A 24,933-nucleotide genomic window follows, 5' to 3' on the forward strand; every position below is an offset into this window, starting at 1 on the left:
ATAGACCTCCTTTATTTGAAGTAAGAGAGAATTATATTAATTAATACTCCTCCAAGGACTGCGATAACCGCATATACAACATTTTTTTTCATTTTTTTCTTATATTGTTTCTCTTCCATTTCATCATCAGCTGCCTGCATTTTGATCCCGTTGTATATGAAAAACAGAATCGCTGTACCAGCAATCAGGCCGGTTAATCCTTTTGTGAGATCTGATATAAGTTTTTTCCCTCCAGTAAATAGTTTTGAATTCACAATGCTTGCTGCATAAACGTTTTGTATAAAAATAGTTCCGAATAACCAAAATTGAAATAGTAATGCAGTCGCTGCTTTTTTCCAAAGTTTCATTTTTGTTTTCATTCCTTTCACTCCTTCATTCGTTTTTGTTGTTCTTCTTCAATCAGCCGGTCGATATGCCGCTTCCAGGTATCCCAGACACCCCAAAGCTGCATTTTTACGTTTTTCTCTCGCTCTGTTTTCTTTAATTCTTCTTCCTTTTTCATTCTAAGCTTACGGTTAAATTCTTCATCTCCCAGGCCGAAGAATTCATTAAACTGCCATTGGCTTAGGTCCGGTGCATAAGTGATCGCTGGATAGTTATCACTGCAGACTAGTGTATTCGGTCGTTTGATCCGTTCTACTTCATCCGGTGTTAAAAGTTCTCGCTTCTGTAAGCTAATGCTTTCTCCACGGCTCATACTTGAATGCATCCGTTCTTGTTGATTTGTTGACAAAGAATAAGAGGATACCGTATAAACGCCTAACTTCTTTGAAATTTCACTGAGTGTTTCCGGATTCGGGCTTCTTAAATAGGACAGAATATCACAATTATCCCGGATGATTTGTGCCTGTTCTTTCCCATAAATTTCTTCTAATTGGGCAAAAGATTGCACGTAAAGATTATGTCGAATCCCTTTTCCTGTACCGAAACTCAGCATATTAGTCATTGTTGGAATCTTTGTAAAGTTCCCAATTTCATCATCGATAAAATTCCAGCGTCGTTTGACACGTCCTCCCTGTCGATCGGCAGCCTTATCAATCTCATCGTTGATCTGCCGAATTGTTAATGAAGCCAGCGGAAAAAATGTCCTATCCCTCGGCGGCAGTGATAAGTAAATGATGGTAGGCTGATCACTTTCACACAGCTCCTTGATCGAAAAGCTGGATCTAGAGGTCATGCTATTAACAGATGGCATTGTAAATAATTTCAATGTCATAACGGCTGAAACATAAAAAGAGGACCTAGTTTTATATGCTGCCAATTTGGTAGCTGCTAACAAGATCCTTGATGGATGGTCCTCTGGTAAAGAGTCTATATAAAATTGTAATGGCAAGCCACCTCGATACTCTTGGCACATCTCCACAATAAAGAAAAAAACGTTTGTAACATTTTGGTACTCTGGTCGTTCCCGATTATCGTAAACAACAGCCATAACCGAGGCTGCCATGGTTGCTGCCTCTCCATTGTTCCAAAGTTTTTCACCGTTTTCTGGCGGCTCTCCTACCATTTGAGATACGAAAGCCCATGTTTCATTAATCGCAAGATCTATGTCGTTATCATTGACTGCATCTATAATAGATTCCAAATAATTATGCTCATCAGAACTATAGGGATTCATGAAGTTAATCGAAACACATCGGTAACCTTCTTTTTTTGCCCTATCTTCCGTATAATCTTTGACTTCACGCTTCATATCTACAGCAAAAATATTTTCTCTCGCCATAATCAGATCTGCGATTGTTTCCAAAACACTTGTTCTCGTTTTACCGGATCTGGTAGCTCCTACAGTAATGGAATGACGATCCCTAGTCTCATGATAGATCTTCTCTCCATTTTTTTTGTCCTCTTTTCCCAGTACCAGGCCGCCTGCAGGTATCCGTTGTTTCCCTACTTTCTTTAAATCTCCCGGTTTTAGCGTATAATGATCAAATGTCTGATCAAATTCATCCTTCTTTAGCCATCTGGCCGTTCCATGCTGGCCTTGACCAGCCGGCACTGGTGTATGGATATCTGGAGTAATTTCCATGACCTCACTGGCATAAGATTTCTTGTTATCTAAAATAAAAACCTGTAGGCTAATGATAATCATGACATAAAACCCACAGGTAATGACAAACTCTATTATATGTTCCTGATAATATGAAATCATCTGTATAGGGTTTGTGATTATTAAAAAAGTTTTTTCTCCAGGATGTAGCATGGAATAACATATAAAAATCCCCGCCACACAGGTTCCATAAAAACATAGAACAGCTAGTGAAATGTAACCGATCCAGACTTTTTCTTTGTTTTTACCTTTCCCAGTCAAGTCCTTCTCCTTTCTCTCTTTGTTTTTGATATTCTTTCATAGCCGCTTTACTCTTAGCTCCTTTTTGTAAATCTTGATGCGGATACTCCTGATTTCCTCCCTGGGAAACAGCTTTTAAAAATTTCAGAAAACTCCACCGGAATTGTTCTAGGGAACCTGTTGGCGTTTTATCTTGATTTTCCAGTCGATGCTCTTTTACTTTGTTTTTCTCAAATTTTAATAAAAGAGCCTCTTTTGTATACTCCTCTGGTGGATGAAAGTTTCGATTCCTGACGGTTTGGTGTCCCTCCCTCTGAAATGTTATGTATGTCCGGTCCTCTCTCCAGTCAACTTGATATCCTTGGCTTTCTAAAATTGAAAGGAAATCTTGTTTGCTTGTGGCCACGTTGGCTGCATCCCGTACCGCATAAAAAACAGTCGTCCGGTAGGACGGCTGCTTTCTCGGCTCCTGCTCTTTTTTTTGACCTGCTAGCACTTTTTTTTGATTTTCCCTCAATCGTTTTTCTAAAGCCAGTTTTGTATATTTTTCTGGCTGTTCAAGCTTGTTATTCCGGATTTTTCTCCCTTCCGGGTTAGTAAACAAAAGATATTTTCTTTGATTCCATAAAACTTTGTATCCCTGCAGTTGCATATTATGAAGAAACTGAGCCTTTGAAACCGATATATCTAACGCTGCGTCAACAGCCAGCTGAGTCTCCACTTTCCAGCTAGTACCGTTTTCTTTTGCATTTGTAAAGGTTTGAGGGCTATCCCTGCTTCGTTTTTCCGGTAGCACAGAAAAACCGTGTTCCCTGCAGATCTGATCAGAAATGCCCCGGAGTTCGTACAGTTCCTCTGTGCTGCACTGCCATTTATAACCCGTCTCAAAGTTCACAGTATTAATGACAAAATGCGTATGAATGTGCGGCCGATCCGTGTGTGTTGCATAGGAAATCTGAAACCCTACAAATTTAGCTTTTTGTACAAACTCTTCTGCAATTTGAAAAGCTTCCTGCGGAGTAATCTTTTCTTCTGGATCAAAAGACTGAATTAAATGGATGCACATTCTTCCATTCGTTTTTCCCCAGGCTTCTTTTGTGAGCATGAATTCCTTAAATGCATTGTCAGGATCTAGTAAGTATGTTCCTCCTCTGAGATTTTGCTCAGTCTTTTTTAGATTATTGATATATTCTAAGACTTTTTGCATTTTCCCTGTGGTATTATATTTAATTGGAGGACCTTCTTTTGCTTTTCCATTTTTCCCCTTCATTGGCCGTTCCGTTGCAAACTTCAATGTTGCCATTTTTGCTACCCTCCCTTAATCTGCAGCAATAAATCAAATATATCTTTGACTAATTTGGTTGTTTCATCTATATCCGGATTTATGATTCTTCCCTCGTGACATAATTTTGTCAGCTGATTTAGATTATTTCCGACCTTATAAAGCTGCCGTTGAAACTCCTTTAGGTCTTCAATGACAACAATTTCATGATCTAATGCAGCTTCCCGGACATATACCGAAAACTTATCTCCCATTTGATTAGCTTTTTTCTTTATTTCTCTATATTCTTCCTGTGAAAACCGGACTGTTTTAACGATGTCTTTGGTATTCATTACGTTCCTCCAGCCATTTCAAAATCATTCTTTCTCCCCACTTTCTTTACTTTCTTTATCTGTAACCCCTGTTTCCTTCTTCCACTCTGGAAGCCCTTGTTCCTTACAGAATTTTTTCATTTCTGCATCAGAAAAGGGATTTTTGTAGAAAAATTTTCTCCAGATTTTGTACTCCAAAATAAAAATAATAAAACCCAAAATTAAAAATTTGATCATAACACTTATCACCCTCTTAGATTTCATAAACTTTCGTCTGATAAACTGTATAAAAGTTCATTTAGTTCTTTTATCTGCTTCAATAGACATTGAAACTGATCTCCGTTGAAAATAAAATCAGGAATTTGCTTTATATTTTCCAGATTCAAACAAAGATCTCTCATTATAGATTTTAGAACCGGTAATTTTCTGCTATATAGTCATCAACCGCTCTGTTAAATCCCAATAGAAAATTTTTTCGCCTTTTTCTTAATTAACTCCCATTCCCCCTAACTCTTAAATTTCTCTTTTATCTCTAATATTTTATTAATTAAAAAATAAGTTATAAAAAAAGCATAAAAGCAAAACGTTAAAAACAATCCACTTGCGTGAATTCTATTCATATGATACAGAAATTTTTCACCTTGAAAAAAAACTGGTGTATATTCTTTATAAATACTATTTTCAAAAAATTGTAAATTCCATAATTGCGAGATGCAGAAACCAATTTTACATACCATACAAAATTTCAATTTTCTTTTTTTCACTGCAATAAACAAGAATCTTATCATTAAACTTAGTAGAATGACTAAAAAAATCACCTTACTAAATTTTAATATTTCTATTAATTTTTTGTATAGATCTTGTGAAAAATATAATTCTCCTAAATAACTCATATTTTATCCTTTTCCTCCCAAACCTCTTCCAAACTTCAGATCTATTGCGGATAATCATAATATTTTATGGTGTTATCAGAATTATCCTGATATACCTCATATACAGAAGTAATTTTTCCTTTACTTTTCTTATAAGTAAATCCTAATAGACGGGAATTATGCAGTGGTTTAGTATATAGGCGATCACCTTTTTTCATTTTTTGTATACAGATTCCTTTCTTTTCAACCAGCTCTAGTAAATTTGTTAGATACTTTTTATACTCGTCTGGCAAATCAGTTTTGTACTGGTCTCTTAATTTTCTTTTATAAAGCCCTATACGAATGATATAAATTATAAAAAGTGTACTGATTGATGATATTGTAAATACAACTAAAAAGTAGTAATTCATTTAAAATCTCCTTTCATCCATCATTTTTTAATTTCCACTAGATATTCATTCCAATCTTTATATTCTTTAGGGGGTCGATGATCCCATACCCGATAATTTTCTCTATATTTCTCTATGTATTCTTGAGTATTCTTCTCCCCCCATTTATCATTATCAAAATGTAAAAAAATAGAATTTATTTGATAATTCTTTAGATACTCTACAAGTGCAACATCAGCCAAACAACATAATGCAAGGTGATGATCTTCCCATTCTTTTGAATGGAGAGACAAATAGCTCATTAAATCAATAGGAGATTCAAAAACATGCAAAGTTTTTGAATCTCCTGGTTTAGAAAATGAATACATTTTATTGCTGCCTTCTGCCTCTCCTTTAAATACTCTATATGTTAAGGTCCCTCGAATTGCACAATGTTTTGGATTTCCTTCCGGATCCATCCCTACAAAAACACAGCTATGCATATCATTTTCGTAAAGCCGATTTGTCTTTATGAAATATTCTATTACTCTTCTGTCAATTTTTCGGGTTTTACATAAATACGCAAATACATGACGAAAAGTTGCTGATTTATTAGGTAAGACTAATTCCTTTTTCTCTGGTTCAATTTTAAATTTTGGAATTTTGCTCACTTTATTCTGTACTTTTTGTGTAGTTTGTATGTTATCTTCGTATTGTGTTTCTAGCGTGATATTATACATATCAGCTAGAATTTTTACTGACTCTATAAAACCTGTGCCAGTCATAAATTCAATAAATCCGATTGGCCCCCTTGGGATTTTCTCATTCAATGTGAAACAGTGCCAACAATTTTTTATCGGATTTATTGTTAGGCCGCCGAAACCAGGAATTTTATAATCTCTTCCTGCTCTTTTTGAACTCAATCCAAGGTCTTTTGCAATTTGTAAGATCGGAATCTCTTCCAATTCTTTAATACATTGATCTGTAAATTTTTTTCTTCTTTTCACACTTTTCCTCCTTGGTTCTAAAAAGAAAATTTGGGCTACCTAGAAATACTATAAGGAGATAGAGGAAATCTTAGGGGTATTCTATCAATATCTCTAGGCAGCCCGAATCCACTTTGGTCTACTTTATACTCTCTAAAAAAGGGATCCGATCTTAGATCGGATCCCTTAATCTTATGGTTATACAATTTTTAGCCCAGCAAGTTTCGCCAAATCAATGATTGAACTTTTTGAAACTTTCTTGCCTTTGTACTCAACGAGATCATCCATTTCGCCCGTGAAGATGTCCGCTGGATTATACTTCTTCAATATGATTGTATCTTCGTCAACGAAGATCTCAAGGGGATCCCTCTCATTCACATCCAGATTACGTCTTAACTCGATTGGTAAAGTAATACGTCCCAGCTCATCGAGCTTCCTCACTATTCCTGTGCTTTTCATTTTTTTCTCCTTCCTGTACATAGATATACAAAAAATATAACATCTGAACAATAATTAAAAAAATCATTATCATCCATCTTATTTCTTTTTTTCAGTTTCTTCTGCATATTTTTTAGTGTTTAGTGGAACCAAAAACTCGCTTGTTACAGAAGTACAGCGATATTTCTGGTCTTTCTTATTTTTTATTGCCAAATCGTAAATGATTGTTACTTTTTGTGCATATGCATATCCGTCTACAATTAAACTTTTTTCAGTTAAGCGTTTCTCTTTCAAGGACATACTACCATAAGTTCCAGTAATATGTCCCCATCCTTCAAAAAGAGTTTTAGAATATCCTTCAATCGCAAAAGTATTAATATACTTTGTATGATTGTTGATATAAAATCCATCTTGACTACTTCCATGAAAAGTATCGTCCATATTATCTTGGACAAGTCCATCAACTGCAGCCAAGGTAGATTTAATGCTAATATCAGCATGCATATGTTCAATTAGGACCTCTGTCCCTTTTGGCACATTTATTGTATGGACTTTCATATTTAAAGTTTTGCTGTCTGTAATTCTCCATTTAGACAGCTGATATCTGCCAGTATCATAAGTACATGATAACTTAAATTTTTCTTCTGGAACAGATAATTTTTGATGTAAATTTGGCAATTCCAGTCCAGTATTTGATTTCTTATTGTTAGTTTCTATCTTATTTATACTTTCCTCTTTCTCAACAAACTCCTGCTCTTCGCAACCTGTAAGTCCCAGCGTAAGAATTGCTATACAAAGAATAACAGTACATTTTCTTCTATATTTTATCATAATCTATTCTCCTCTATCGTTGGTTGAAATATAATTCTAAAGCTTTCTCTACAATTTCTTCAACTTCCTTTGGATTCTGATTTTGAAAATATTTTTGATAGACTTTAGGTTTCATTTTATAACTGGGACTTTTCCTTTTTTTTGGTTTTAAGTCTCCCTCTAAAATCTGTACCAGCGTTTCTTCATTTAATTTTCCTTTTTCTGCATAGGTCCGGAGATCCTCTGCCTTTTTCATGTCCAACTTCTTACCTTGAATTAGATATTCAAAAAGCTTATTCTGCATTTCTGCAGTCAAATAAGAGAGTTCAACTGCAGATCTTAATGCAATTTCTTTCTGATCTAATAATTCTTTTAACTGATCTGTCAGCTGATAAATTCTTAGATATCGTGTGATTGTGGATCGACTCAGATTAAATACTCCTTCCACGGATGTTTCCTCCAGAGTATCATGGACCTCCTGTATTAGATCAGTTCGCTTTCCTTGTGCTTTTACTGCTTCTTGATGCCGATAAATTAAATCTGCTTTCTCAGATTCAGGTAGATTTTCAAACCCCTTTTGAAGATTTGATTCTAAAAATAATAGCTCTGCCGTTACATCATCACATTCCTTTATTACTGCCGGCACTACCTGCAAATCTGCCAAAATACCAGCGTCCCTGCGATGCTGACCAGCGATAATTTCATAATGGTCATTTTCTAGGGGCCGAACTAGCAATGGCTGTAAAATGCCATTGGCCTTAATGGATTCTACCAAATCCTCCATATCCTGATTTGTATATCGCTCAGATTTTGTATTTTTATGATAATTCACTAGGGAATCGATTGGTAAATCAACAATTTTATTTGCTGGTGTTTGCGCAGGCTCTTCTTGAGTTAATCCAAATATATCGTCAATGCCTTTTAATCCATTATTCATGTTTCATCACCTCCTGTGCAAAAGCATGGTATGCCTTTGCTGCTTTATTATTCTTTTGGTATTCCATAATAGTAATATTTTTTAAAACAGCTGATCCAACTGCAACACTTCGTGGAATTTTGCTATTGTATATATACAGCTTACCGTAAGCCTCTTCGATCATAGCCGTTACTTCCCGGCTGAGGTTGGTTCTTTCCTGGACCATAGTCAGTAAGATTCCTTCAATTTTTAATGCAGGATTTAACTTTCTCTTAATCTTTGCGATTGATTGAAGCAAAAGTTCCAATCCCTTTGCACTGAGATATTCCGGGGAGGCCGGAATTAAAACGCTATCAGCAGCGGTCAAGGCATTGATTGTCAACATGCCCAGACTTGGTCCACAATCTATTAGAATATAATCATATCCTGATTTATATTGTTCCAAAATACTTTTTAATACCATTTCTCTGCAGGTGGTGTTTACCAAGCTCACCTCAGCCGCAGAAAGTACAATATTGGAAGGAATTAGATCTATTCCTTTTATTCTTTGTATGATTTTTTCTTTTGCCGGCAACGCCTGATCCTGCATCTCCAGGCTCATTAACTCTGAAATTGTTAAAATTTCTTCTGAGTCAATACCCAATGCCAGCGAAAGACTCCCCTGTGGATCAAAATCAATTAGCAGGACTTTTTTTCCTTCCTGCTCCATCTCTTTACCGAGATTTAAGGTCGTGGTGGTTTTTCCCACTCCCCCTTTCTGGTTTACAATAGCAATCGTTTTCTCTTTCATAATGCTTCTCCTTTTCTTTTTCTGTTACCGTATTTTCTCTCTTATATAATGAAAAGAGGACAGCTGCAGCTGTCCCCCATTATAAAAGAGAAGCCCGTTTTTTAAGGGTCGATAGCCCAACCCTGTATTACTAAATACTTTTAGCTCTCTCTGCATCAAATAATTTCTTCATTTTATCATCTAGTTTATCAGAGGTTTCTATCTCCTGTATTTTTCTCCATGCATAGTGCTCTTCATTTCTGAATAGTGGATTGTTTAATGCTCTTGATAATTCCTCAATCTCCAGTATCTCTTCAAACGTTAACTTTCTGCCATGATAGTTATTTTTCATATTAGATGTCCTTTCCTTTCAAATCTCCATATCATTGTCGAAATTCTTATTTTGAACCTGCCTAAACTCTTGTAAAGACATATCCCCTTGATATACAAAAGGATTAAAATCTTCTTCTGCATCATAAAGATTCTCGCTCCAAGCTACTCCTTCCGTCAGTTGCTCAGGTCTTTTACACCTCACTGATTTTTCTAACGCTGTTGTTGCCTCTTTTATCGAACCTAGAATTTTTTCATAATCAAATGAGTAACTTTCATCTGTATAGTTTTCATAAAGCTCCTGCAGATCCAAGATTGCCTCCTTTATTTCTGTCTTTTTTTCATCATTATAATTATTCATGTTTTGACTCCTTTCATAGCAGAGGTTAAAAATTTTGTATATAAAAAAAGAACCATTGATTTTTTCAATGATTCTTTAAATTTCCATTATATTAAAGTCCTTTTATTGACACCATGTTAAACTTTCGTTGACACCAATTTCACACCATTTTCGTAAAAACTTATAAGAATTTACGTGAAATTATGTGATATTTGGCTTTTTCTTAAAATCCTACAAATCTATTATTCTCTCTTAAATTCACTGTTTTCCTACAAATCGTAAGGGGTTGCCTGATAAACATAGTAGTTCAGCCAATTATAATACATCGCATTGGCATGGCATCTCCATGACTTTACCGGTCCCTTTTTCGGATCGTCATCCAGATAATAATTCTTTGGAATCTCCGGATTTAACCCGCGGTTCATATCCCTAATATATTCCTGATGGAGGGACATGACATCATACTCGGGATGCCCCGTGACGAATATCTGGCTTCCAGTCTCATTTAAGATCAGGTATGGTCCTGTTTCCTCTGACTCTGCCACTACAGTTAATTCTTTGCACTGTTTGATAGCCTCGCCGTCGACACCGGTGTTTCTGGAATGAGGAACAAAAAAGTAGTCGTCAAACCCTCTTACCAGCAGAGTCTTTTTGTGAAGCGGATAGTGCCGGTACACACCGGATATCTTTTGGTCCAGAACGTTTTTCTTAACCCCATAGTGATAGTAAAGCCCTGCCTGGGCAGCCCAGCAGATATGTAAAGTGGAAGTGACATTTTTCTTCGTCCATTCCATGATCTCCGCCACTTCCTCCCAGTAATCCACTTCTTCAAATTCTTTCAGCTCCACGGGAGCACCGGTTATGATCATTCCGTCAAATTTTTTGTCCCGCACCTCATCAAAATACACATAAAATTTCTCCATGTGGGATTCCGGCACATGTGTGGGCTCATAAGAGGCAGTCTTTAAAAATGTGATGTCGATCTGCAGCGGGGTGTTGGAGAGACTCCGGAGCAGATGCAGCTCTGTGTCCAGTTTATTCGGCATCAAATTCAGGATTGCAATCCTAAGCGGCCGGATATCCTGCGTCACCGCCCGGTCTATATCCATCACAAAGACATTTTCCTCCTCCAGGATGGCCCTGGCCGGCAGGTCTGTATCAATTCTAATCGGCATATTCACACGCTCCTTTGTTCTCTACTTTTTTTTCTTTTTAATTACAAAACCTTTTGTCTTCACAATCGTGCTTCCGGAAGTCGTATTGTATTTTATGTAAAGACGTCCTTTAAATCCTTTTTTAACCTTGACCTTCTTTCCGGTCTTCCATCGGTATTTGGCACTGCTCTTCCCCTTTTTCACCAGCTTATACTGGACATTCTTAATCCTAGTAAATGACTGGGGCGTGGCCTTGATTGAGATTTTCAAAGGTTCCTTCTCTTTGATCTTATACTTGTTTTTCGCATTGACTGACACGATAGACAGTTTTTTCTTCCCGTTGGACTTCACCGACATCTTTTTCAGAAGCAGTGATGACTTCTTGGAAGAAACATAAGTGCTGGCCTTGGCCGGCTCATTTTTATTTCTGGATGTGCTGACACTCAGCCTGCTTCCATTGGAAGTAACGATAATATTGCCATTGTCACCTGTCGTATAAATATTCGACTTGGCAAGTTCCCTCGTGATCAGACCGGACGGAACTCTGTCCTTATTCCGGTATCCATTGCTGATAATCGATATGGCAGGCTGCACTTTGTCAAAAAACTTCTTGTGATTGGACGAAAACTTTCCTTTCGCATCCTTATTGCGCACATCCTCATATCCGTGGTGCGGGACCTTCAGAACCTGGGATTTGAGTTTCAGCCTCTGGCTTATCATATCGTACTCAGACTCCTGCTGAGTATCCCCGGTCATCAGAAATGAATTTTTTCCGTAAGTAATTCTGCATACAAGAGAAAATTTGTTGACCTGCCGGGAATTAAAGTCAACTTCCCGCCCATATTTAAAATTGGTCCGTCCCGGTGAGTAAAATGTTAGCTTTGCTTTTCCAAGATATACGGATGACTTCATCCGCGGTACAACAACCGGTATCCCCCGCTCCGCGATCAATTCATTTACGGTGCGGTACGTTTTTGTACTGTAAAAATCATCATCTCCCGAATAATGATTGTAAACCGGCTGCTGAGTCGCATAGACCTTTCCCACAGAAATGGATCTGTCCTCCAGTATAGAAATAAATCCCCCGATGTGGTCCTTATGAGGATGCGTCATGATGATAAATTCCAGCCTGCGGATCTTATATTTCTTTAAATAGTTATGCACTCTGCGGCTGACATCAATGGTTTTTCCTCCCAGAAGCTGTGTTGTCTGAGGTCCTGCATCGATCAGCGCATATTTTGCACTTTTCCCTGATCCATACTGAAGCAGGGCACCGTCTCCGGTGCCTACCTCGATGAAATGCACTTTAAATGAAGCAGCTGCTTCTGCCTGTTTCTCATTTCCCATCCATACTGCCGCAGATGTCATGACCATCACTGCCGCCAGCATCCATGAAATTATCCTTCGTTTCATATTCTTCATTCCTTACTTTATCATGTCCATAAATTCCTCTTCTGTTATGATCGGTATGGAGAGTTCCATGGCTTTTTTATTTTTAGAAGAAGCGGAATTTTTATTGTTGTTGATCAGATAGTCTGTTTTTTTCGTCACGGAGCCGGTCGCTTTTCCTCCCAGAATTTCAATCTGTTCCTGGAGCTGCTTGCGGTTTTCATAGTGTTCTAGAGAACCTGTGATGACAAAGGTCTTGCCGTCCAGCAATTTCTCTGTCTCTTCCGTCTGTCTTTTCTCAATCTCTACATACTGAAGCAGTCTGTCCACCGTCTGTTTATTGTTTTCCAGCCGGAAATATCCGCTGACCGCCTCACCGATGATCGGTCCAATGCCGTCGATCGCTGTGAAGTCTTCGGCTTCCGCATTTCTGATAGCATCCAAATCATCCTCAAAATACCGGCAGATCAGTTTTGCATTAGACAGACCTACATTGGCAATGCCGAGGCTGTATAAGAACTTAGGAAGTGTCACTTTTTTTGCCCTCTCAATGGCATCCGCCAGATTATGAAAGGACTTCTCCCCGAAGCCTTCCATCTCTATAATTTCTTCCTTGTGTTCTTTCAGGGTAAATAAATCGTACAGTTCGTTTAAAAGCCCCTTGTCCATCATCTTATGCAGAGATGCCTCTGAAAGTCCGTCTACGTTCATGGCATCCCTGGATACAAAGTGCGAAAACAGCTTAATCTTTTTGGCACTGCAGAATTGATTCGGGCAGACCAGGGTACGGATTCCGTTTTCTTCTTCGATCTCCGTCTTTCCTCCGCAGGCCGGACAGGTATCCGGAATCGGTGCATCGCCGCTCCTTGTCTGATTTTCTGCAAGCTGCGGAATGATCATATTGGCCTTATATACAGAAATCTGATCTCCTACGCCAAGTTCCAGCTCTTCCATCACGCTGATGTTGTGGAGACTGGCCCTGCTGACCGTAGATCCCTCTAATTCCACAGGATCAAAGATCGCCACAGGGTTGATCAGCCCTGTCCTTGAGGGACTCCATTCGATCTCTTTCAGTGTCGTCTCCGCGATCTCATCCGCCCACTTAAAAGCGATGGAATCCCTCGGAAATTTGGCTGTCGTTCCAAGACTCCTGCCGTATGCAATATCATCATAGATCAGCACCAGGCCGTCGGAAGGCTGATCATTGTTCTCGATGGCCTGTGAGAAGCGCTCCACTTCCTCTGCCACCGTATCTTTCGTCACCGCCACGTAATCCACGATATCAAAGCCAAGAGATCTTGCCCAGATGAATTTCTCCTCTACAGAATTATGAAAATCCACATCCGGAACATCTGCCACGGAAAAACCATAAAAGCGGACGTTTCGTTTGGCCGTCACTTCATTGTTCAGCTGCCTGACAGAACCGCTGCAAAGATTCCTCGGGTTTTTATATCTGCTGTCCAGGTCTTCCATATCTTCGTTCATCCGCCGAAAATCAGAATAATGAATCACGGCTTCTCCCCGGATTACAAGGGTTCCTTTATACGCGATCTTTTTGGGCAGATTTACAAATACCTTTGCATTGTTCGTGACGACTTCGCCCACTTCCCCGTTCCCCCGGGTCACGGCTTTTAAAAGAACGCCTTCCTGGTACGTAAGAACAATGGTAAGCCCGTCCAGTTTCCATGACAAAAGGCCCTTTTGGTCTCCCAGCCATTCTTCCAGCTGTCCCACCTCTTTTGTCTTGTCCAGGGAAAGCATCGGGGAGGAGTGGGATTCTTTTTCCAGAGAAGTTAGAAGTTCATATCCCACATGAATCGAAGGGCTGTCGGCCAGCACCGTATCTGTCTCTTTCTCCAGCTCCAAAAGTTCATCATAAAGCTTGTCATATTCAAAATTACTCATGAGCTCTCTGTTTTCCTGATAATAGGCTTTGGATGCCTCGCTCAGGATATGGATCAGCTCTTTCATTCGGTCAAACTTATCTTTCACGGATCAGTTCCTCTTTTAACATTTTTATTTCCTCCGGCGTAAGCTTCCGGTAGGATCCTTCTTTCAAATTGCCGAGCCTGATATTCATGACCCGGACTCTTCTTAGTTTGGTAACCCTGTATCCAAAATATTCACACATTCTGCGGATCTGCCGGTTTAACCCCTGAGTGAGAATAATTCGGAAACTATCGGGCCCCTCTTTCTTCACAGTACATTTTCTCGTCACTGTGTCAAGCTCTGAAAGGGGCACTCCGTTTCTCATCCCCTGGATAAAATCGTTGGTGATCCTTTTATTGACCGTTACCTCATATTCCTTTTCATGATAGTTCCTGGCTTTCATGATCTCATTGGCGGCTTCCCCGTCATTGGTCAGCAGGATCAGTCCCTGGGAATCTTTGTCCAAGCGGCCCACAGGATAGATTCTAGAGGGATAACCGACAGCGTCAATAATATTGTTGGCTTCCTCTTTGCTTGATGTACAAACGATACCTTTCGGTTTATTGTATGCAAGATATACTGTCTGAGTATCCATCCGGACCGGCTTTCCATTAAAACAGACTTCCTGCCCCTCACAAACCTTTGTCCCCGGCTCGGCTGTTTTTCCGTCAACCGTCACTTTGCCCTGCTCTACATAAAAATCAGCCTGCCTTCTGGAACACAGGCCTGCCTGACTTAAAAATTTATTAATCCTCACGGCGGAGTTTATAGTCTCTCTCATTCTTCATCGTTACTCCTATGTTTTTAAAAATGTAATACCTTATCACACAAAGCGTGCACACCCGAAGGGTATAAAATACGGTATGCTCTGTGGAAAATGTCATACTCAATGATTGTATCACGATTGCCTGAAAATTGCACGTCTCTATGGACAGTTCCCGGATCATCCGGGTATTTTACATTTCCTGTGCAAAATATCCCAGATCCCCCAAAACTTCTTTTGCTTTTTCGATCAGTGTATCATCATCTTCCGGAAGGATGATGCTTTTATCACTCAGTTCAACTTCCGCTTCAATGCCCGCGTCCATAAGACCGATCTTGATCCGGTCCACACAGTGGTCGCACAGCATCTCCTCGGACTTTAAAACCTTCATCTGTTTCCTCCTTCATGATCACATCTTCTAATACTCTTATACTTTCATCGCTCCCATTTGTCACAGAGAGCATTGATCTGATCCGCAAATCTGGCCAGATCCTTGTTGGCCCCGCCCTCACTTTTCCGTATAACAGACATCAAGCGCTCGCCTGCAGCCAGCAGCCTTGCAAATACAGCATTGGCTCTTCTCGTGCCCTTCCTGCTTTCCGGCACTTTCTTCGGCGCAACCCTGAGCTCCCACTCTCCTGCAGCCAGATCAAAAATATCCCCGCTGTACGGTGCTTCTGCCTTCCTGCCGCATTCACTTTCCAGGTATTGGGCAAAGTTGTCACAGGTCTCATCCTCTCCGTGAACGATGAAAAATTTTTCAGGCTGGTCTTTAAAAGCCTCCGCCCACACAGAGAGTCCTTTTTTGTCCGCATGTCCGCTCATTCCTTCCAGGCGCACCACATCGGCTTCCACTTTGATGGTCTCACTGAACAGCCGGACTTCTTTTGCCCCTTCCACAAGAGCACGGCCCAACGTGCCGTAAGCCTGGTATCCGACAAACACAATCGTATTTTCAGGCTTCCACAGATTATGCTTTAAATGATGCCGTATCCTTCCCGCCTCACACATTCCGGAAGCGGAGATGATCACCTTCCGTTCTTCATCAAAATTGATCGCCTTGGAATCATTGCTTGTGATGGATAATTTCAGATTGGAGAAAGTGATCGGATTGATGCCCTGATTGATCAGCGCCATGGCATCCTCATCAAATGTGTCATGTATGTTTTCCTGAAAAACGTTGGTGGCCTCCACTGCAAGAGGACTGTCTACATACACGGCAAAATCCCCATGGTTCTTCACCCTGCGCTCCTCTTTGATCTGGCGGATATAGTACAGAAGCTCCTGGGTCCTTCCCACCGCAAATGACGGGATCACCACATTTCCGCCCCGGTCAAAGGTCTTTTGAATCAAACCGGCAAGTTCTCCGACATAATCGGGATGACTTTCATGAAAACGGTCTCCGTAGGTAGATTCCATCACCACATAATCTGCACTCTCCGTATAATGGGGGTCTTTGATCAGAGGCTGATTATTATTTCCGATATCACCGGAGAAGACAATCTTTTTCTGGGTGTCCGCCTCAGTGAGCCATACCTCAATGCTGGCTGAACCGAGCAGATGTCCTATATCTGTAAAACGTACGCTGATACCCCGGCTCACTTCTAATTTCTCGTTATACTGACAGCCCTTGAACTGCTCCATAACACTTACCGCGTCATCCATCGTATACAGAGGAGGCTCTTCCGGCTTCCCTGACCGTCTGGCCTTCCGGTTCTTCCACTCCGCCTCAAACTCCTGAATGTGGGCGCTGTCACGGAGCATGATATCACAGAGATCTTTGGTGGCCTTCGTCGCAATAACACTGCCCCTGAAACCATTGGCATATAAAAGCGGAAGCAGCCCCGAATGATCAATATGGGCATGAGTCAGCAGCACAAAGTCAATTTCTGACGGATTCACCGGAAGTTCTGCATTCTCATAAACATTCTTTCCCTGCTCCATTCCATAGTCGACCAAAAAACGTTTCCCGCACGCCTCCACGTAATGACAGCTGCCCGTTACTTCATGGTCTGCTCCGATAAACATTAATTTCATAGTCATACCTCCTCGGTAATATATACGGCGTCCAATGGTATCAGTTCTCTCAGAAACGGATGCCTCTCCAATACATCCTCCCCGCTGTATCCAAATACTGCTTTCGAAAAATCTCCGATCGACAGTTCACCCTCGGCTTTTTTGGATGAAGGACAGATTTCTGTCCCGTCTTTTGAGGCAGAAAACAGGAAAGTTCCGTTATTCTTCCCGATCACAGGGTCCGTCACGGTAAGAACAAATTCTATTTTTTTTCTGCTTCTCAGGCAGCGGCACAGCGCCTCAAGAGATGTAATCCTGAACATGATCTTCGGCACCTTACTCCCCCGTTTCACACAGCCCGCCGATATCTCGATTTTACTGCCGGGAAACGTGCGGCTGATCATCTCTAAAAACCTTTTTTCCTCTGTTCCGAATCCCAGCCGTACATATATGGTATCTTTTTCTTTCCCGTATACAAAGACTCCGGCTATCTCACCGTGTTCTCTAAACACCATCAGGTCTCCGTCCTGGCTTTTTGCTTCCTTTGCCGCCTGTTTTAAATAATCCGGGTTTATCACCGTATAAATATCATATGACCGGATCTGCCGGTTTAAGAACCGGAGAACTTCCTGTGTATCATCTTCCCGAAATGGTTCCAGGGAGCCTGTAACCGCACCCTCTTCCCCTGTGATCTCTGTCTCTGTCCAGTCCATCACAAATACAAAGTCAAAGGGTTCATAGTAAGCCTTATCGGCAGGAATCAGATATGTGAACGGCTCATTGCGCTCTGCCATATCATTGAGAACTCTGCAAAGCATTTTTCGCATGACTCCTTTTCTCCGCATTTCTTTCCTTGTGGCCACAGCTACGATATAATGGGCGTCAAACTCCTTATCTGAAATTTTCATGCGGTACGGATTCAGATGGATCATCCCTTTCGGCCGGCTGCCGTCCCATGCCATGAGCACCTGATTTTTAGGATAGATTACATCAAAATAATATTCCGCAAACTTTTCAGGGTCCTTAAAAACATCCTGATACATCTGAAAAATCAGATCTCTGTGGCTTTTGTCGTCATAAACAAGTTCCATCTATTCCCCTTTCCGGCATCCCTGGCATCCCTGACATCCGGTCTGTGCGCCGGGCCTTAAGACGTCTTCATAGATATAATTATCTACGGTGGTCAGCATGCAGACTGCCTGGGCGCTGATCCCAAGTCCTTCCCCGGTAAATCCCAGATGTTCTTCCGTGGTTGCCTTTACGTTGACCTGTTTTCTTCCGACTCCGAGTGTCTCTGCGATCTTCTCTCTCATCTCTTCGATATAGGGTGCCAGCTTTGGCCTCTGTGCAATCACAGTGGCATCTACATTTTCAATGAGATAACACTCTTTCTCGACCAGTCCCCTGACCTGCTTTAACAGTTCCATGCTGTCTGCGCCTTTATATTTGGGGTCTGTATCCGGAAAATGCCGGCCGATATCTCCCAGAGCCGCGGCTCCGAGCAGTGCATCACAGATGGCATGCAGAAGCACATCTGCATCAGAATGGCCTAATAGTCCTTTTTCGTACGGAACATGCACACCTCCTAAAATCAAAGGGCGTCCTTCTGCCAGCTTATGCACATCATATCCCATTCCTACTCTCATATCCCATACCTCACTTTCCTATTTTTCTGTCGTCTATATAGAATATCTCATTTTCTTTATTATAATATAATTCTCTGCAAGATACAAAAAAAAGGCATGTCCCTAAAAAACATGCCTTTTCATAGCGATGAGCAGATTCGAACTGCTGACACTACGGGTATGAACCGTATGCTCTAGCCAACTGAGCTACATCGCCATATCTTTATGCATTCCGCATAAAGAATGGGACCAATAGGGCTCGAACCTATGACCCTCTGCTTGTAAGGCAGATGCTCTCCCAGCTGAGCTATGATCCCTTGTCTCGCGACAAAAATTAGTATATAAAATAATGCGAAAAATGTCAACAACTTTTTGAAAAGTTTTTAAAAAAGTTTCCAAATTCACGATTTCTTTCAAAAACAAAAAACAGCCTGACCGCGTCTTTCAGCGGTTCAGACTGTTTTGCTGACTGTTCTGTTTAATTTTTCAAGAAATCAGAGAGCGTAGGTCTCTGGCTCTTTTCCATCGGATGGGTCATCTCCCAGAAGGTCTGGCTGATTGCCTTTGTCTGCAGCTCATCCACAACCGTCTTTAAAGAATAATCTTTGATCTCCTGTTCTTTTAATTCTACAGACACATGATCTTTAGAATCAATATCCAGCAGAGTTACAAAGCTTTCTTCCGTCACAATGGTTCCTTTTTTCAGCGGAACAACAACGCTCTGATTCTGAGACAGGACTGCCTTTAAGTCATTATAGCGGTGCTGTTTCTGCAGCTGTGCCTTCAGCTTAGCTGCATCTGCTTTGGCTTTCTTTACCTTCATTGCAGCTTTTTCTTTCTCTCCGGGTTTATAAATCTCCCAGAACGGGCCGCCTGCGGATGCGGATTTAGACTGCTCGATCACATCTTTTAAATGGTACTTGTATGTACTGCGCTGTCTGCTTCCCACGTCTGCAACTGTCACCTGATCTTTGTCATCGATCGCCACCAAAGCTATAAAATGTCCTCCTTTGGTAAAATAACCGGGTCCCATGAGGCCGACTACCGGATGCTTCTTTTTAAGCGCATCCCTGATCTTCTTATAATCTGTCCCGAGTCCACTGCATCCCAGCTGATAATTTTTTGCCAGTGCCGGCACGACTTCATGGGCGGAACCTGCATTGCTGTAATAACCATGCTCGTATGCCCAGATGGTCGTATCAAGCGGGGTTACCCATTTGCCGGTCAGCGAGGTAATACAGACTGCCATGGCAGTAGGTCCGCAGCCGCTGCTCTTGATGCAGTAGCCATTCTGGTTCCAGGCGGAATCTCCCTGATTAAAATAGGTAAAACCTGCGATGGTTTCCTTCTGATCCTTCATGCTGAGACGCGTGTCATTATAGATCTTAGGGATAATGTTGGAAACTACCTTTTCTTCCTTAAGATTTTTGTTCTTTTTCAGCTTCTTGACTTTGTTTTTCTGTTTGATCTTTTTTGCTTTTTTCTTTGAAGCCTTGGATGTCTGGTCCTTTTTTTCTGTCGTTTTCTGGTCCTTATGCGCCGTTGTCGACTCCTGTTTCGTCGTCTCCTGCGGCTGTGCCGTGGTCGTGGCTTCGGTCTGTGCAGCCGTTGTCGATGTACTCTCCGACGCTGTTGTCTGCTCTGTTGCTGAGCTCTGTTCTGTTGTCTTTGCCGTTGCTGCCGCTTCTTCACCGTATGCAAACGTGCTGCTGCCCACTACAAGGCAGCCGCATAGTACAGCAGAGCAGATGGATTTCATGTGCCTGTTCATTCTGTATTCACTCCTTAGCTCACTCATTTATTCTCCATCCCCCAAAGTTCATTATAATCCTTTTCTCACAATTTCTCAATGCTACTCCCCATATTTTTCTTACGAACCGTGATTTTTTCTTCAATCCGCTCAGACAGCTCCGGAACATGGGAAATAATGCCGATCATCCTGTTTTTTCCGGAAAGCTCCTGGAGACAGGAAACCGCTTGTTCTAAGGATTCACTGTCCAGGGAACCGAATCCCTCATCTACAAACAAAACTTCGATCTGAATGCCTCCGGCGCTGTTCCTGACAATATCCGAAAGTCCTAACGCCAGGCACAGTGCCGCCTTAAAGGACTCGCCTCCCGAGAGAGTTTTTACAGACCTGCGCTTTCCGGTATAATAATCCATCACTTCTATTTCCAGGTTATCTTTTTTTCTGGCATCCGTGACTGTCTCACTCCGAAACATCTCATACCGGCCTCCGGTCATTTTCACAAACCTGATATTTGCGGCCTTTAAAATATCCCGGAAATATGTAATGAGAATAAACTGCTCAAAGGTCAGACGAAGCGCATTATTTCCGCTCAGAAGCCGGTCCACATCTCCAACAATACCGTAGCTCTCTTCAAGCTTTTCTTTCTTTTTCTGCTTCTCTTTTAAAGAGCAAAGTGCCCTCTGTCTCTGATGCACAAGCACAGCGAGCTGTTCTCTTTCCTCCTCTGTTTTTTTGATCTCTCCTTCCAAATTTTCCAGATCACCGCTTGAAACCTTCTCCTGTTCAAGTTCAGCGCGTTGTTTCTTCCTTTCCTCAAACTCTCCACGGCGTTCCTCCAGAAGAGTCCGCGTCTTGGAAAGAGCCGTTTCCAACTCGATATTCTCCGCCGTCAGCCGGTCATTCTCTGAATCATATTCTTCCAGTTCTTTTGAAAGAGCGAGATGCTCCTCCTTTAGTTCCTCCGCTCTGCCCCACGATTCCAGCTGTTCTCTAAACGCTCTCATCCGGCCTTCTGCCTTCATCCGCTGTTCTCTGATATCCGCCAGACAGTTTTCTTCCTTCTGTCTGGAGAATTTCTCCGCTGAACAGGCTTCCTCTCTCGTAATCCCCTCATATTCAGGTTCTTCTCCGAGCTCTTCCTGTTTTCTTTTCCATTCGGTCTGTGCCGTATTCTTCTGTTCTTTCAATTTCAGCATTTTTTCATACCATTTGCGGAAAAGCTCTTCTGCCTTTTCTGCCCGGTCTTTCTGTGCCTCCAGCTGCTCCCTGTCCGGAGCTTCTGAAGGAATCCCGGCGGGCTTTGGGTGTTTCGTGGAACCGCAGACAGGACATGGTTTTCCTTCCCTTAGATCTTTTGCCAAAATGCCAATGCTGCACGCATAATAAGCGGACTGCATCTCCATATAGATGTCCTGTTCCTCTTTTCTTAAGTCATCTGCCCTTCGGTACTCACATTCAGCCTGCTCAAATTCTTCTGAGAAACGCTTAAATTTCTCAGAGGAAGCCTTTGCCTCCCCCTCTGCTTCCAGCCATTCCTGGTAAACTGCCATTCGGGTTCTCCTGATTTGCCGTGATTCTTCCTGGCTGGCTTCTTCATATTCGGTTTCCAGCTGTCCCAATCGTTCCAGCTGTTCATTGATCTCCTTTAAAACGCCGAGACGTTCCTTTTTATGATCCATCACATCTCTTAGACTGTAAAGATCCTGCTTCTTCTTTCGGATATTCTCTCGTTTTTGTTTAAGCTCTCCTAATTCCTCTTCCAGACTGCAGATCTTTGAAGCCAAAGTTTCTGTCTCTGCGGATAATTTCTTTGCCTGTTCAAAAATCTGTTTCTTCGAATCAAACTCTTCTCTCTTATTCCTGCTGTTTAAGAAAGCCTCGGATGCCAGCTGTTTCTTTTCCTTATAATCGTCCTCAAGAAAAGTGATCACCGCCGAAAAATCTTTCTTTTCTCTCATTTCTTCATATGCCGGATCTTCTCCCGACAGTTTAGCTGCCTCTTCCATCTGATTTGTGATCTCACGTATTTCGCCAAGCAGGGCTCTCGCCTTCTCGCCTGCAAGACCTTGGATTTTTTTATAGATCTGCGTATGAAAAATAGAGCGGAATACTTCCGCCCGGTCACTGGACTTTGCTGTGAGCAGCCTTTGAAATTCCCCCTGTGCCAGCATGGAGATCTGGCGGAACTGGTCATAGTCGATGGAGAGAATACGGGACAGCTCCTCGTTGACTTTGGACGTTCCGGCTTTTACAGTTCCATCGGGCAGAGTCAGCACGGCATCCTCTTTTTTTACCGTCGTTCCCGAACCTTTTCTTTTGGCTCTCCTGTATTTCGGATGGCGCTCTACCCGGTACTTTTCATTCCTGTGTGTAAATTCAAGAATCACATAGGTATCTTCCTTCTGTGAAGCGAAATCGCTCCTGAGGCTTTCCTTCGTGCGGACGCTTCCGCTGACTTCCCCGTAGAGAGCATAGGTCAGCGCGTCAAATATCGTAGTTTTCCCGGAGCCCGTAGGCCCGGTGATCAAAAACAGTCCACCCTGGAATTTGGAAAAATCAATCTGATTTTTGCCCGCATAGGGGCCCCATGCGCTGATCTCAAGAAATAATGGCTTCATATATTCAAGCCTCCTTCCTCCAGAAGTTTTTTAAGAAATTCCATCCTCTTTTCTTCTGCCTCACCGCAGGTCAGCTCAAGAAACGATTCCCCCAGTTCCAGCGGTGTCTTTTCACGGACGTCGGCGTACACCTCATCACCGCCGGACCTCTGTCTCTTTTCCAGGTTCAGTTCCATAATATTCGGATAAGAGGCACGGAGCTTCTCCATAGGATCTGCAAGTTCCTCCTCGTCCGTCAGCACGGCGCTGATATAGTCTTCACAGTCTGCAGCTTCAACCACCTGCGGATCTAAAAGATCTTCAAGTTTTCCTTTGATCCGGCGCATATCATGTCTGGGCTTAAGCGGGTAAACCGTAACTGTTATGCTGCCTTTTTCTTTCAGCTCAACCAGTGTCACAGATTTCTTGTGAAACTCTTCAGAAAAAGAGTACTTAAGAAGGGAACCGCTGTATCTTACAGTCTCTCTTCCCGCTTTTTGAGGGCCGTGAATGTGCCCAAGCGCAGTATAGTCATAGTCTTCAAAGACAGTATAAGAAATCTGTTCTGTCCCTCCCACACTCAGCAGCAGTTCCGAGTCGGACTGTGTGACGGGTTCTGTCCCAGTGACAAACTGATGGGTGACCAGCACATTCCGCTCTGTTCTGTCCACAGGATGACGGGCGAGGACAGAGCGCATGGCATCTTCATGCGTGCGGATCTCGTCTTCAGGAAATAATGCCCTTGCCTCAGCAGGCTTAAAATACGGAAGCAGATGCAGGCAGACCGGCCCGTATTCATCTTCCAGCCTGATGGCAGGGAATTCTTCTCTTAATGTCCCTTCCACGTAAATATTCTGCTGCCCGAAAAGTTTCTGTCCAAACTCCAGCCTCTCGCCCGAATCGTGATTTCCCGCCGCTAAAAAAACAGGCACCATAAGCTCTGCCGTACCTGTCAGAAACCAGTCAAACAAGGTCACAGCCTCTGCCGGAGGGATGCTCCGATCATAAATATCTCCTGCCAAAAGGAGCCCGTCAACGGGCTCCTTCTCCATCAGTCCCAGCACCTGTGCCAGCACATGTCTCTGATCTTCTATGAAATTCATTCCATTGACCGTCTTGCCCAAATGCAGGTCAGCCATATGCAAAAGCTTCATGATTTTCCGTTCCCCTCTAGTTCAGCACGAACCGCTCGATGGCATAGGCGACTCCGTCTTCCTCATTGGATTTTGTAACAAAATCTGCGATATCTTTCAGTTCGTCCATTCCATTTTCCATCACTACACCGAATCCCGCTGCCCGGATCATAAATGTGTCATTGGCCGCATCTCCGCACGCCATCGTCTCCTCGATCGGTATGGAGAGATGTTTGGCTAACTGTGTGATCCCGTCTCCTTTGTCACATCCCAGCTGGGTGATCTCTACATTGTTAAACAATGCAGTTGAAACGCTGGCAATTTCCAGATCGCTCAGTTCCTTCATGACACGTTTTCTCTCCTCAAGGTCACCGAAGAAGGCACTGATCTTTTCAATGCCGTCACTGTTTTCTTCCACATAGGCCTCCAGATCACCGACCTCCTGTCTGGTCCTTAAAATAAGGTCTTTCTGCTGGCCCTTAATATCAAAATCTTCTAAATGGTTATAAAATTTCCCTTCCATATAGCCCTGGCCGTTTCTGTAAATATCTCTGGTACAATTATATTCTGTGAGTTTCCTGAGTAGAGACAAGGCTGTCTCCTTCGGAATGTGGTTCTTGTATATGATCTTATCTTCCAGAGCGTCATAGATCGTCGCCCCATTGCAGCAGACGGCATACCGGACTCCCTCTAAATTTCTGATAAAATCAGGGATTGCTTTATAGATCCGTCCTGTGGCCGGCACAATATGTACGCCTCTTCTGGCTGCTTCTTCGAGCACTTCCCTCGTATGCTCCGAAATCTGCTTCTGGTCATTCAGCAAAGTTCCGTCTAAATCCATGGTTACCAACTTAATCTGGCTCATAAC

At 42.1% G+C, this 24,933-nt stretch carries 26 protein-coding genes and 2 tRNA genes; all 28 read right to left on the reverse strand.

Annotated features, from left to right (window positions below):
- Nucleotides 1-11: 11 nt before the first annotated feature.
- Nucleotides 12-359, reverse strand: coding sequence for an Mbov_0395 family pilin-like conjugal transfer protein (locus DWV34_RS08685; RefSeq protein ID WP_118476012.1), 348 nt, complete (start codon nt 357-359; stop codon nt 12-14).
- Between the two features lie 5 nt (nt 360-364).
- On the reverse strand, nt 365-2,308 hold the full coding sequence (locus DWV34_RS08690; protein WP_118476014.1) for a VirD4-like conjugal transfer protein, CD1115 family: 1,944 nt from the start codon (nt 2,306-2,308) through the stop codon (nt 365-367).
- Nucleotides 2,292-3,590, reverse strand: a complete 1,299-nt coding sequence (locus DWV34_RS08695) for a relaxase/mobilization nuclease domain-containing protein (RefSeq protein WP_118476016.1) — start codon at nt 3,588-3,590, stop codon at nt 2,292-2,294. Before DWV34_RS08695 ends, DWV34_RS08690 begins: the two co-directional genes overlap by 17 nt.
- Before the next feature lie 5 nt (nt 3,591-3,595).
- Nucleotides 3,596-3,901: a MobC family plasmid mobilization relaxosome protein gene (locus DWV34_RS08700; protein WP_118476018.1), complete on the reverse strand. Its 306-nt coding sequence runs from the start codon at nt 3,899-3,901 to the stop codon at nt 3,596-3,598.
- Between the two features lie 24 nt (nt 3,902-3,925).
- On the reverse strand, nt 3,926-4,117 hold the full coding sequence (locus tag DWV34_RS08705; protein WP_118476020.1) for a hypothetical protein: 192 nt from the start codon (nt 4,115-4,117) through the stop codon (nt 3,926-3,928).
- Nucleotides 4,118-4,386: 269 nt separating this feature from the next.
- Nucleotides 4,387-4,773, reverse strand: coding sequence for a hypothetical protein (locus DWV34_RS08710; protein WP_118476022.1), 387 nt, complete (start codon nt 4,771-4,773; stop codon nt 4,387-4,389).
- Between the two features lie 41 nt (nt 4,774-4,814).
- A complete protein-coding gene (locus tag DWV34_RS08715) occupies nt 4,815-5,162 on the reverse strand; it encodes a hypothetical protein (protein WP_118476024.1) in 348 nt (115 codons plus the stop codon).
- Between the two features lie 20 nt (nt 5,163-5,182).
- Complete coding sequence (locus DWV34_RS08720; protein WP_118476026.1) at nt 5,183-6,127, reverse strand: DUF3991 domain-containing protein; 945 nt, start codon at nt 6,125-6,127, stop codon at nt 5,183-5,185.
- A gap of 177 nt (nt 6,128-6,304) precedes the next feature.
- Complete coding sequence (locus DWV34_RS08725) at nt 6,305-6,565, reverse strand: AbrB/MazE/SpoVT family DNA-binding domain-containing protein (protein WP_118476029.1); 261 nt, start codon at nt 6,563-6,565, stop codon at nt 6,305-6,307.
- 78 nt (nt 6,566-6,643) lie between these two features.
- A complete protein-coding gene (locus DWV34_RS08730; RefSeq protein WP_118476031.1) occupies nt 6,644-7,375 on the reverse strand; it encodes a hypothetical protein in 732 nt (243 codons plus the stop codon).
- A gap of 13 nt (nt 7,376-7,388) precedes the next feature.
- Nucleotides 7,389-8,291 (reverse strand): ParB/RepB/Spo0J family partition protein, encoded by a 903-nt coding sequence (locus DWV34_RS08735; protein WP_118476033.1) that lies wholly within the window; start codon nt 8,289-8,291, stop codon nt 7,389-7,391.
- The gene (locus tag DWV34_RS08740; RefSeq protein WP_118476035.1) at nt 8,284-9,060 is read right to left on the reverse strand and encodes a ParA family protein; all 777 of its coding nucleotides are present in this window, start codon (nt 9,058-9,060) and stop codon (nt 8,284-8,286) included. Before DWV34_RS08740 ends, DWV34_RS08735 begins: the two co-directional genes overlap by 8 nt.
- A 130-nt stretch (nt 9,061-9,190) precedes the next feature.
- On the reverse strand, nt 9,191-9,391 hold the full coding sequence (locus tag DWV34_RS08745) for a hypothetical protein (protein WP_118476037.1): 201 nt from the start codon (nt 9,389-9,391) through the stop codon (nt 9,191-9,193).
- 18 nt (nt 9,392-9,409) lie between these two features.
- Complete coding sequence (locus DWV34_RS08750; RefSeq protein ID WP_118476039.1) at nt 9,410-9,730, reverse strand: hypothetical protein; 321 nt, start codon at nt 9,728-9,730, stop codon at nt 9,410-9,412.
- Nucleotides 9,731-9,978: 248 nt separating this feature from the next.
- The gene (locus DWV34_RS08755) at nt 9,979-10,884 is read right to left on the reverse strand and encodes a homoserine O-succinyltransferase (protein WP_006566084.1); all 906 of its coding nucleotides are present in this window, start codon (nt 10,882-10,884) and stop codon (nt 9,979-9,981) included.
- A gap of 21 nt (nt 10,885-10,905) precedes the next feature.
- Entirely contained in the window at nt 10,906-12,276 is a 1,371-nt protein-coding gene (locus tag DWV34_RS08760; protein WP_225103662.1) for a ComEC/Rec2 family competence protein, read from the reverse strand.
- A 12-nt stretch (nt 12,277-12,288) separates the two neighbouring features.
- Nucleotides 12,289-14,244: an NAD-dependent DNA ligase LigA gene (ligA, locus tag DWV34_RS08765; protein ID WP_022260746.1), complete on the reverse strand. Its 1,956-nt coding sequence runs from the start codon at nt 14,242-14,244 to the stop codon at nt 12,289-12,291.
- Complete coding sequence (locus tag DWV34_RS08770; protein WP_006566087.1) at nt 14,234-14,962, reverse strand: pseudouridine synthase; 729 nt, start codon at nt 14,960-14,962, stop codon at nt 14,234-14,236. Before DWV34_RS08770 ends, ligA begins: the two co-directional genes overlap by 11 nt.
- A gap of 175 nt (nt 14,963-15,137) precedes the next feature.
- Nucleotides 15,138-15,335 (reverse strand): heavy-metal-associated domain-containing protein, encoded by a 198-nt coding sequence (locus DWV34_RS08775; protein WP_006568586.1) that lies wholly within the window; start codon nt 15,333-15,335, stop codon nt 15,138-15,140.
- Nucleotides 15,336-15,379: 44 nt separating this feature from the next.
- Nucleotides 15,380-16,981, reverse strand: a complete 1,602-nt coding sequence (locus DWV34_RS08780; RefSeq protein WP_022260747.1) for an MBL fold metallo-hydrolase RNA specificity domain-containing protein — start codon at nt 16,979-16,981, stop codon at nt 15,380-15,382.
- Between the two features lie 2 nt (nt 16,982-16,983).
- The gene (locus tag DWV34_RS08785) at nt 16,984-18,051 is read right to left on the reverse strand and encodes a GNAT family N-acetyltransferase (protein ID WP_118476043.1); all 1,068 of its coding nucleotides are present in this window, start codon (nt 18,049-18,051) and stop codon (nt 16,984-16,986) included.
- Nucleotides 18,052-18,606 carry a 2-C-methyl-D-erythritol 2,4-cyclodiphosphate synthase gene (ispF, locus tag DWV34_RS08790; RefSeq protein WP_118476045.1) on the reverse strand — a complete coding sequence of 185 codons (555 nt, stop codon included), beginning with the start codon at nt 18,604-18,606 and terminating at the stop codon, nt 18,052-18,054.
- A gap of 122 nt (nt 18,607-18,728) precedes the next feature.
- A tRNA-Met gene (locus DWV34_RS08795) sits at nt 18,729-18,802 on the reverse strand.
- A gap of 27 nt (nt 18,803-18,829) precedes the next feature.
- Nucleotides 18,830-18,902: transfer RNA gene (locus DWV34_RS08800), tRNA-Val, on the reverse strand.
- Nucleotides 18,903-19,063: 161 nt separating this feature from the next.
- A complete protein-coding gene (locus DWV34_RS08805; RefSeq protein WP_009288978.1) occupies nt 19,064-20,383 on the reverse strand; it encodes a C39 family peptidase in 1,320 nt (439 codons plus the stop codon).
- A 38-nt stretch (nt 20,384-20,421) separates the two neighbouring features.
- Entirely contained in the window at nt 20,422-22,953 is a 2,532-nt protein-coding gene (locus DWV34_RS08810) for an SbcC/MukB-like Walker B domain-containing protein (RefSeq protein ID WP_118476047.1), read from the reverse strand.
- Nucleotides 22,950-24,086 carry an exonuclease SbcCD subunit D gene (locus tag DWV34_RS08815; protein WP_009288980.1) on the reverse strand — a complete coding sequence of 379 codons (1,137 nt, stop codon included), beginning with the start codon at nt 24,084-24,086 and terminating at the stop codon, nt 22,950-22,952. Before DWV34_RS08815 ends, DWV34_RS08810 begins: the two co-directional genes overlap by 4 nt.
- A gap of 16 nt (nt 24,087-24,102) precedes the next feature.
- Nucleotides 24,103-24,930: a Cof-type HAD-IIB family hydrolase gene (locus DWV34_RS08820; protein WP_006566404.1), complete on the reverse strand. Its 828-nt coding sequence runs from the start codon at nt 24,928-24,930 to the stop codon at nt 24,103-24,105.
- Nucleotides 24,931-24,933 lie beyond the last annotated feature (3 nt).

This window comes from Anaerostipes sp. AF04-45, assembly GCF_003461725.1.
GTDB lineage: Bacteria > Bacillota > Clostridia > Lachnospirales > Lachnospiraceae > Anaerostipes > Anaerostipes caccae.

Bases quoted from the DNA above. Each gene is read 5' to 3' on its own strand.
- DWV34_RS08700 (WP_118476018.1), bottom strand. From the start codon at position 3,901: ATGAATACCAAAGACATCGTTAAAACAGTCCGGTTTTCACAGGAAGAA.
- DWV34_RS08710 (WP_118476022.1), bottom strand. From the start codon at position 4,773: ATGAGTTATTTAGGAGAATTATATTTTTCACAAGATCTATACAAAAAA.
- DWV34_RS08820 (WP_006566404.1), bottom strand. From the start codon at position 24,930: ATGAGCCAGATTAAGTTGGTAACCATGGATTTAGACGGAACTTTGCTG.
- DWV34_RS08735 (WP_118476033.1), bottom strand. From the start codon at position 8,291: ATGAATAATGGATTAAAAGGCATTGACGATATATTTGGATTAACTCAA.
- DWV34_RS08810 (WP_118476047.1), bottom strand. From the start codon at position 22,953: ATGAAGCCATTATTTCTTGAGATCAGCGCATGGGGCCCCTATGCGGGC.
- DWV34_RS08815 (WP_009288980.1), bottom strand. From the start codon at position 24,086: ATGAAGCTTTTGCATATGGCTGACCTGCATTTGGGCAAGACGGTCAAT.
- DWV34_RS08785 (WP_118476043.1), bottom strand. From the start codon at position 18,051: ATGGAACTTGTTTATGACGACAAAAGCCACAGAGATCTGATTTTTCAG.
- DWV34_RS08750 (WP_118476039.1), bottom strand. From the start codon at position 9,730: ATGAATAATTATAATGATGAAAAAAAGACAGAAATAAAGGAGGCAATC.
- DWV34_RS08775 (WP_006568586.1), bottom strand. From the start codon at position 15,335: ATGAAGGTTTTAAAGTCCGAGGAGATGCTGTGCGACCACTGTGTGGAC.
- DWV34_RS08705 (WP_118476020.1), bottom strand. From the start codon at position 4,117: ATGATCAAATTTTTAATTTTGGGTTTTATTATTTTTATTTTGGAGTAC.
- DWV34_RS08770 (WP_006566087.1), bottom strand. From the start codon at position 14,962: ATGAGAGAGACTATAAACTCCGCCGTGAGGATTAATAAATTTTTAAGT.
- DWV34_RS08745 (WP_118476037.1), bottom strand. From the start codon at position 9,391: ATGAAAAATAACTATCATGGCAGAAAGTTAACGTTTGAAGAGATACTG.
- DWV34_RS08805 (WP_009288978.1), bottom strand. From the start codon at position 20,383: ATGAGTGAGCTAAGGAGTGAATACAGAATGAACAGGCACATGAAATCC.
- DWV34_RS08740 (WP_118476035.1), bottom strand. From the start codon at position 9,060: ATGAAAGAGAAAACGATTGCTATTGTAAACCAGAAAGGGGGAGTGGGA.
- DWV34_RS08695 (WP_118476016.1), bottom strand. From the start codon at position 3,590: ATGGCAACATTGAAGTTTGCAACGGAACGGCCAATGAAGGGGAAAAAT.
- DWV34_RS08730 (WP_118476031.1), bottom strand. From the start codon at position 7,375: ATGATAAAATATAGAAGAAAATGTACTGTTATTCTTTGTATAGCAATT.
- DWV34_RS08725 (WP_118476029.1), bottom strand. From the start codon at position 6,565: ATGAAAAGCACAGGAATAGTGAGGAAGCTCGATGAGCTGGGACGTATT.
- DWV34_RS08780 (WP_022260747.1), bottom strand. From the start codon at position 16,981: ATGAAATTAATGTTTATCGGAGCAGACCATGAAGTAACGGGCAGCTGT.
- ispF (WP_118476045.1), bottom strand. From the start codon at position 18,606: ATGAGAGTAGGAATGGGATATGATGTGCATAAGCTGGCAGAAGGACGC.
- DWV34_RS08755 (WP_006566084.1), bottom strand. From the start codon at position 10,884: ATGCCGATTAGAATTGATACAGACCTGCCGGCCAGGGCCATCCTGGAG.
- DWV34_RS08760 (WP_225103662.1), bottom strand. From the start codon at position 12,276: ATGAAACGAAGGATAATTTCATGGATGCTGGCGGCAGTGATGGTCATG.
- DWV34_RS08715 (WP_118476024.1), bottom strand. From the start codon at position 5,162: ATGAATTACTACTTTTTAGTTGTATTTACAATATCATCAATCAGTACA.
- DWV34_RS08685 (WP_118476012.1), bottom strand. From the start codon at position 359: ATGAAAACAAAAATGAAACTTTGGAAAAAAGCAGCGACTGCATTACTA.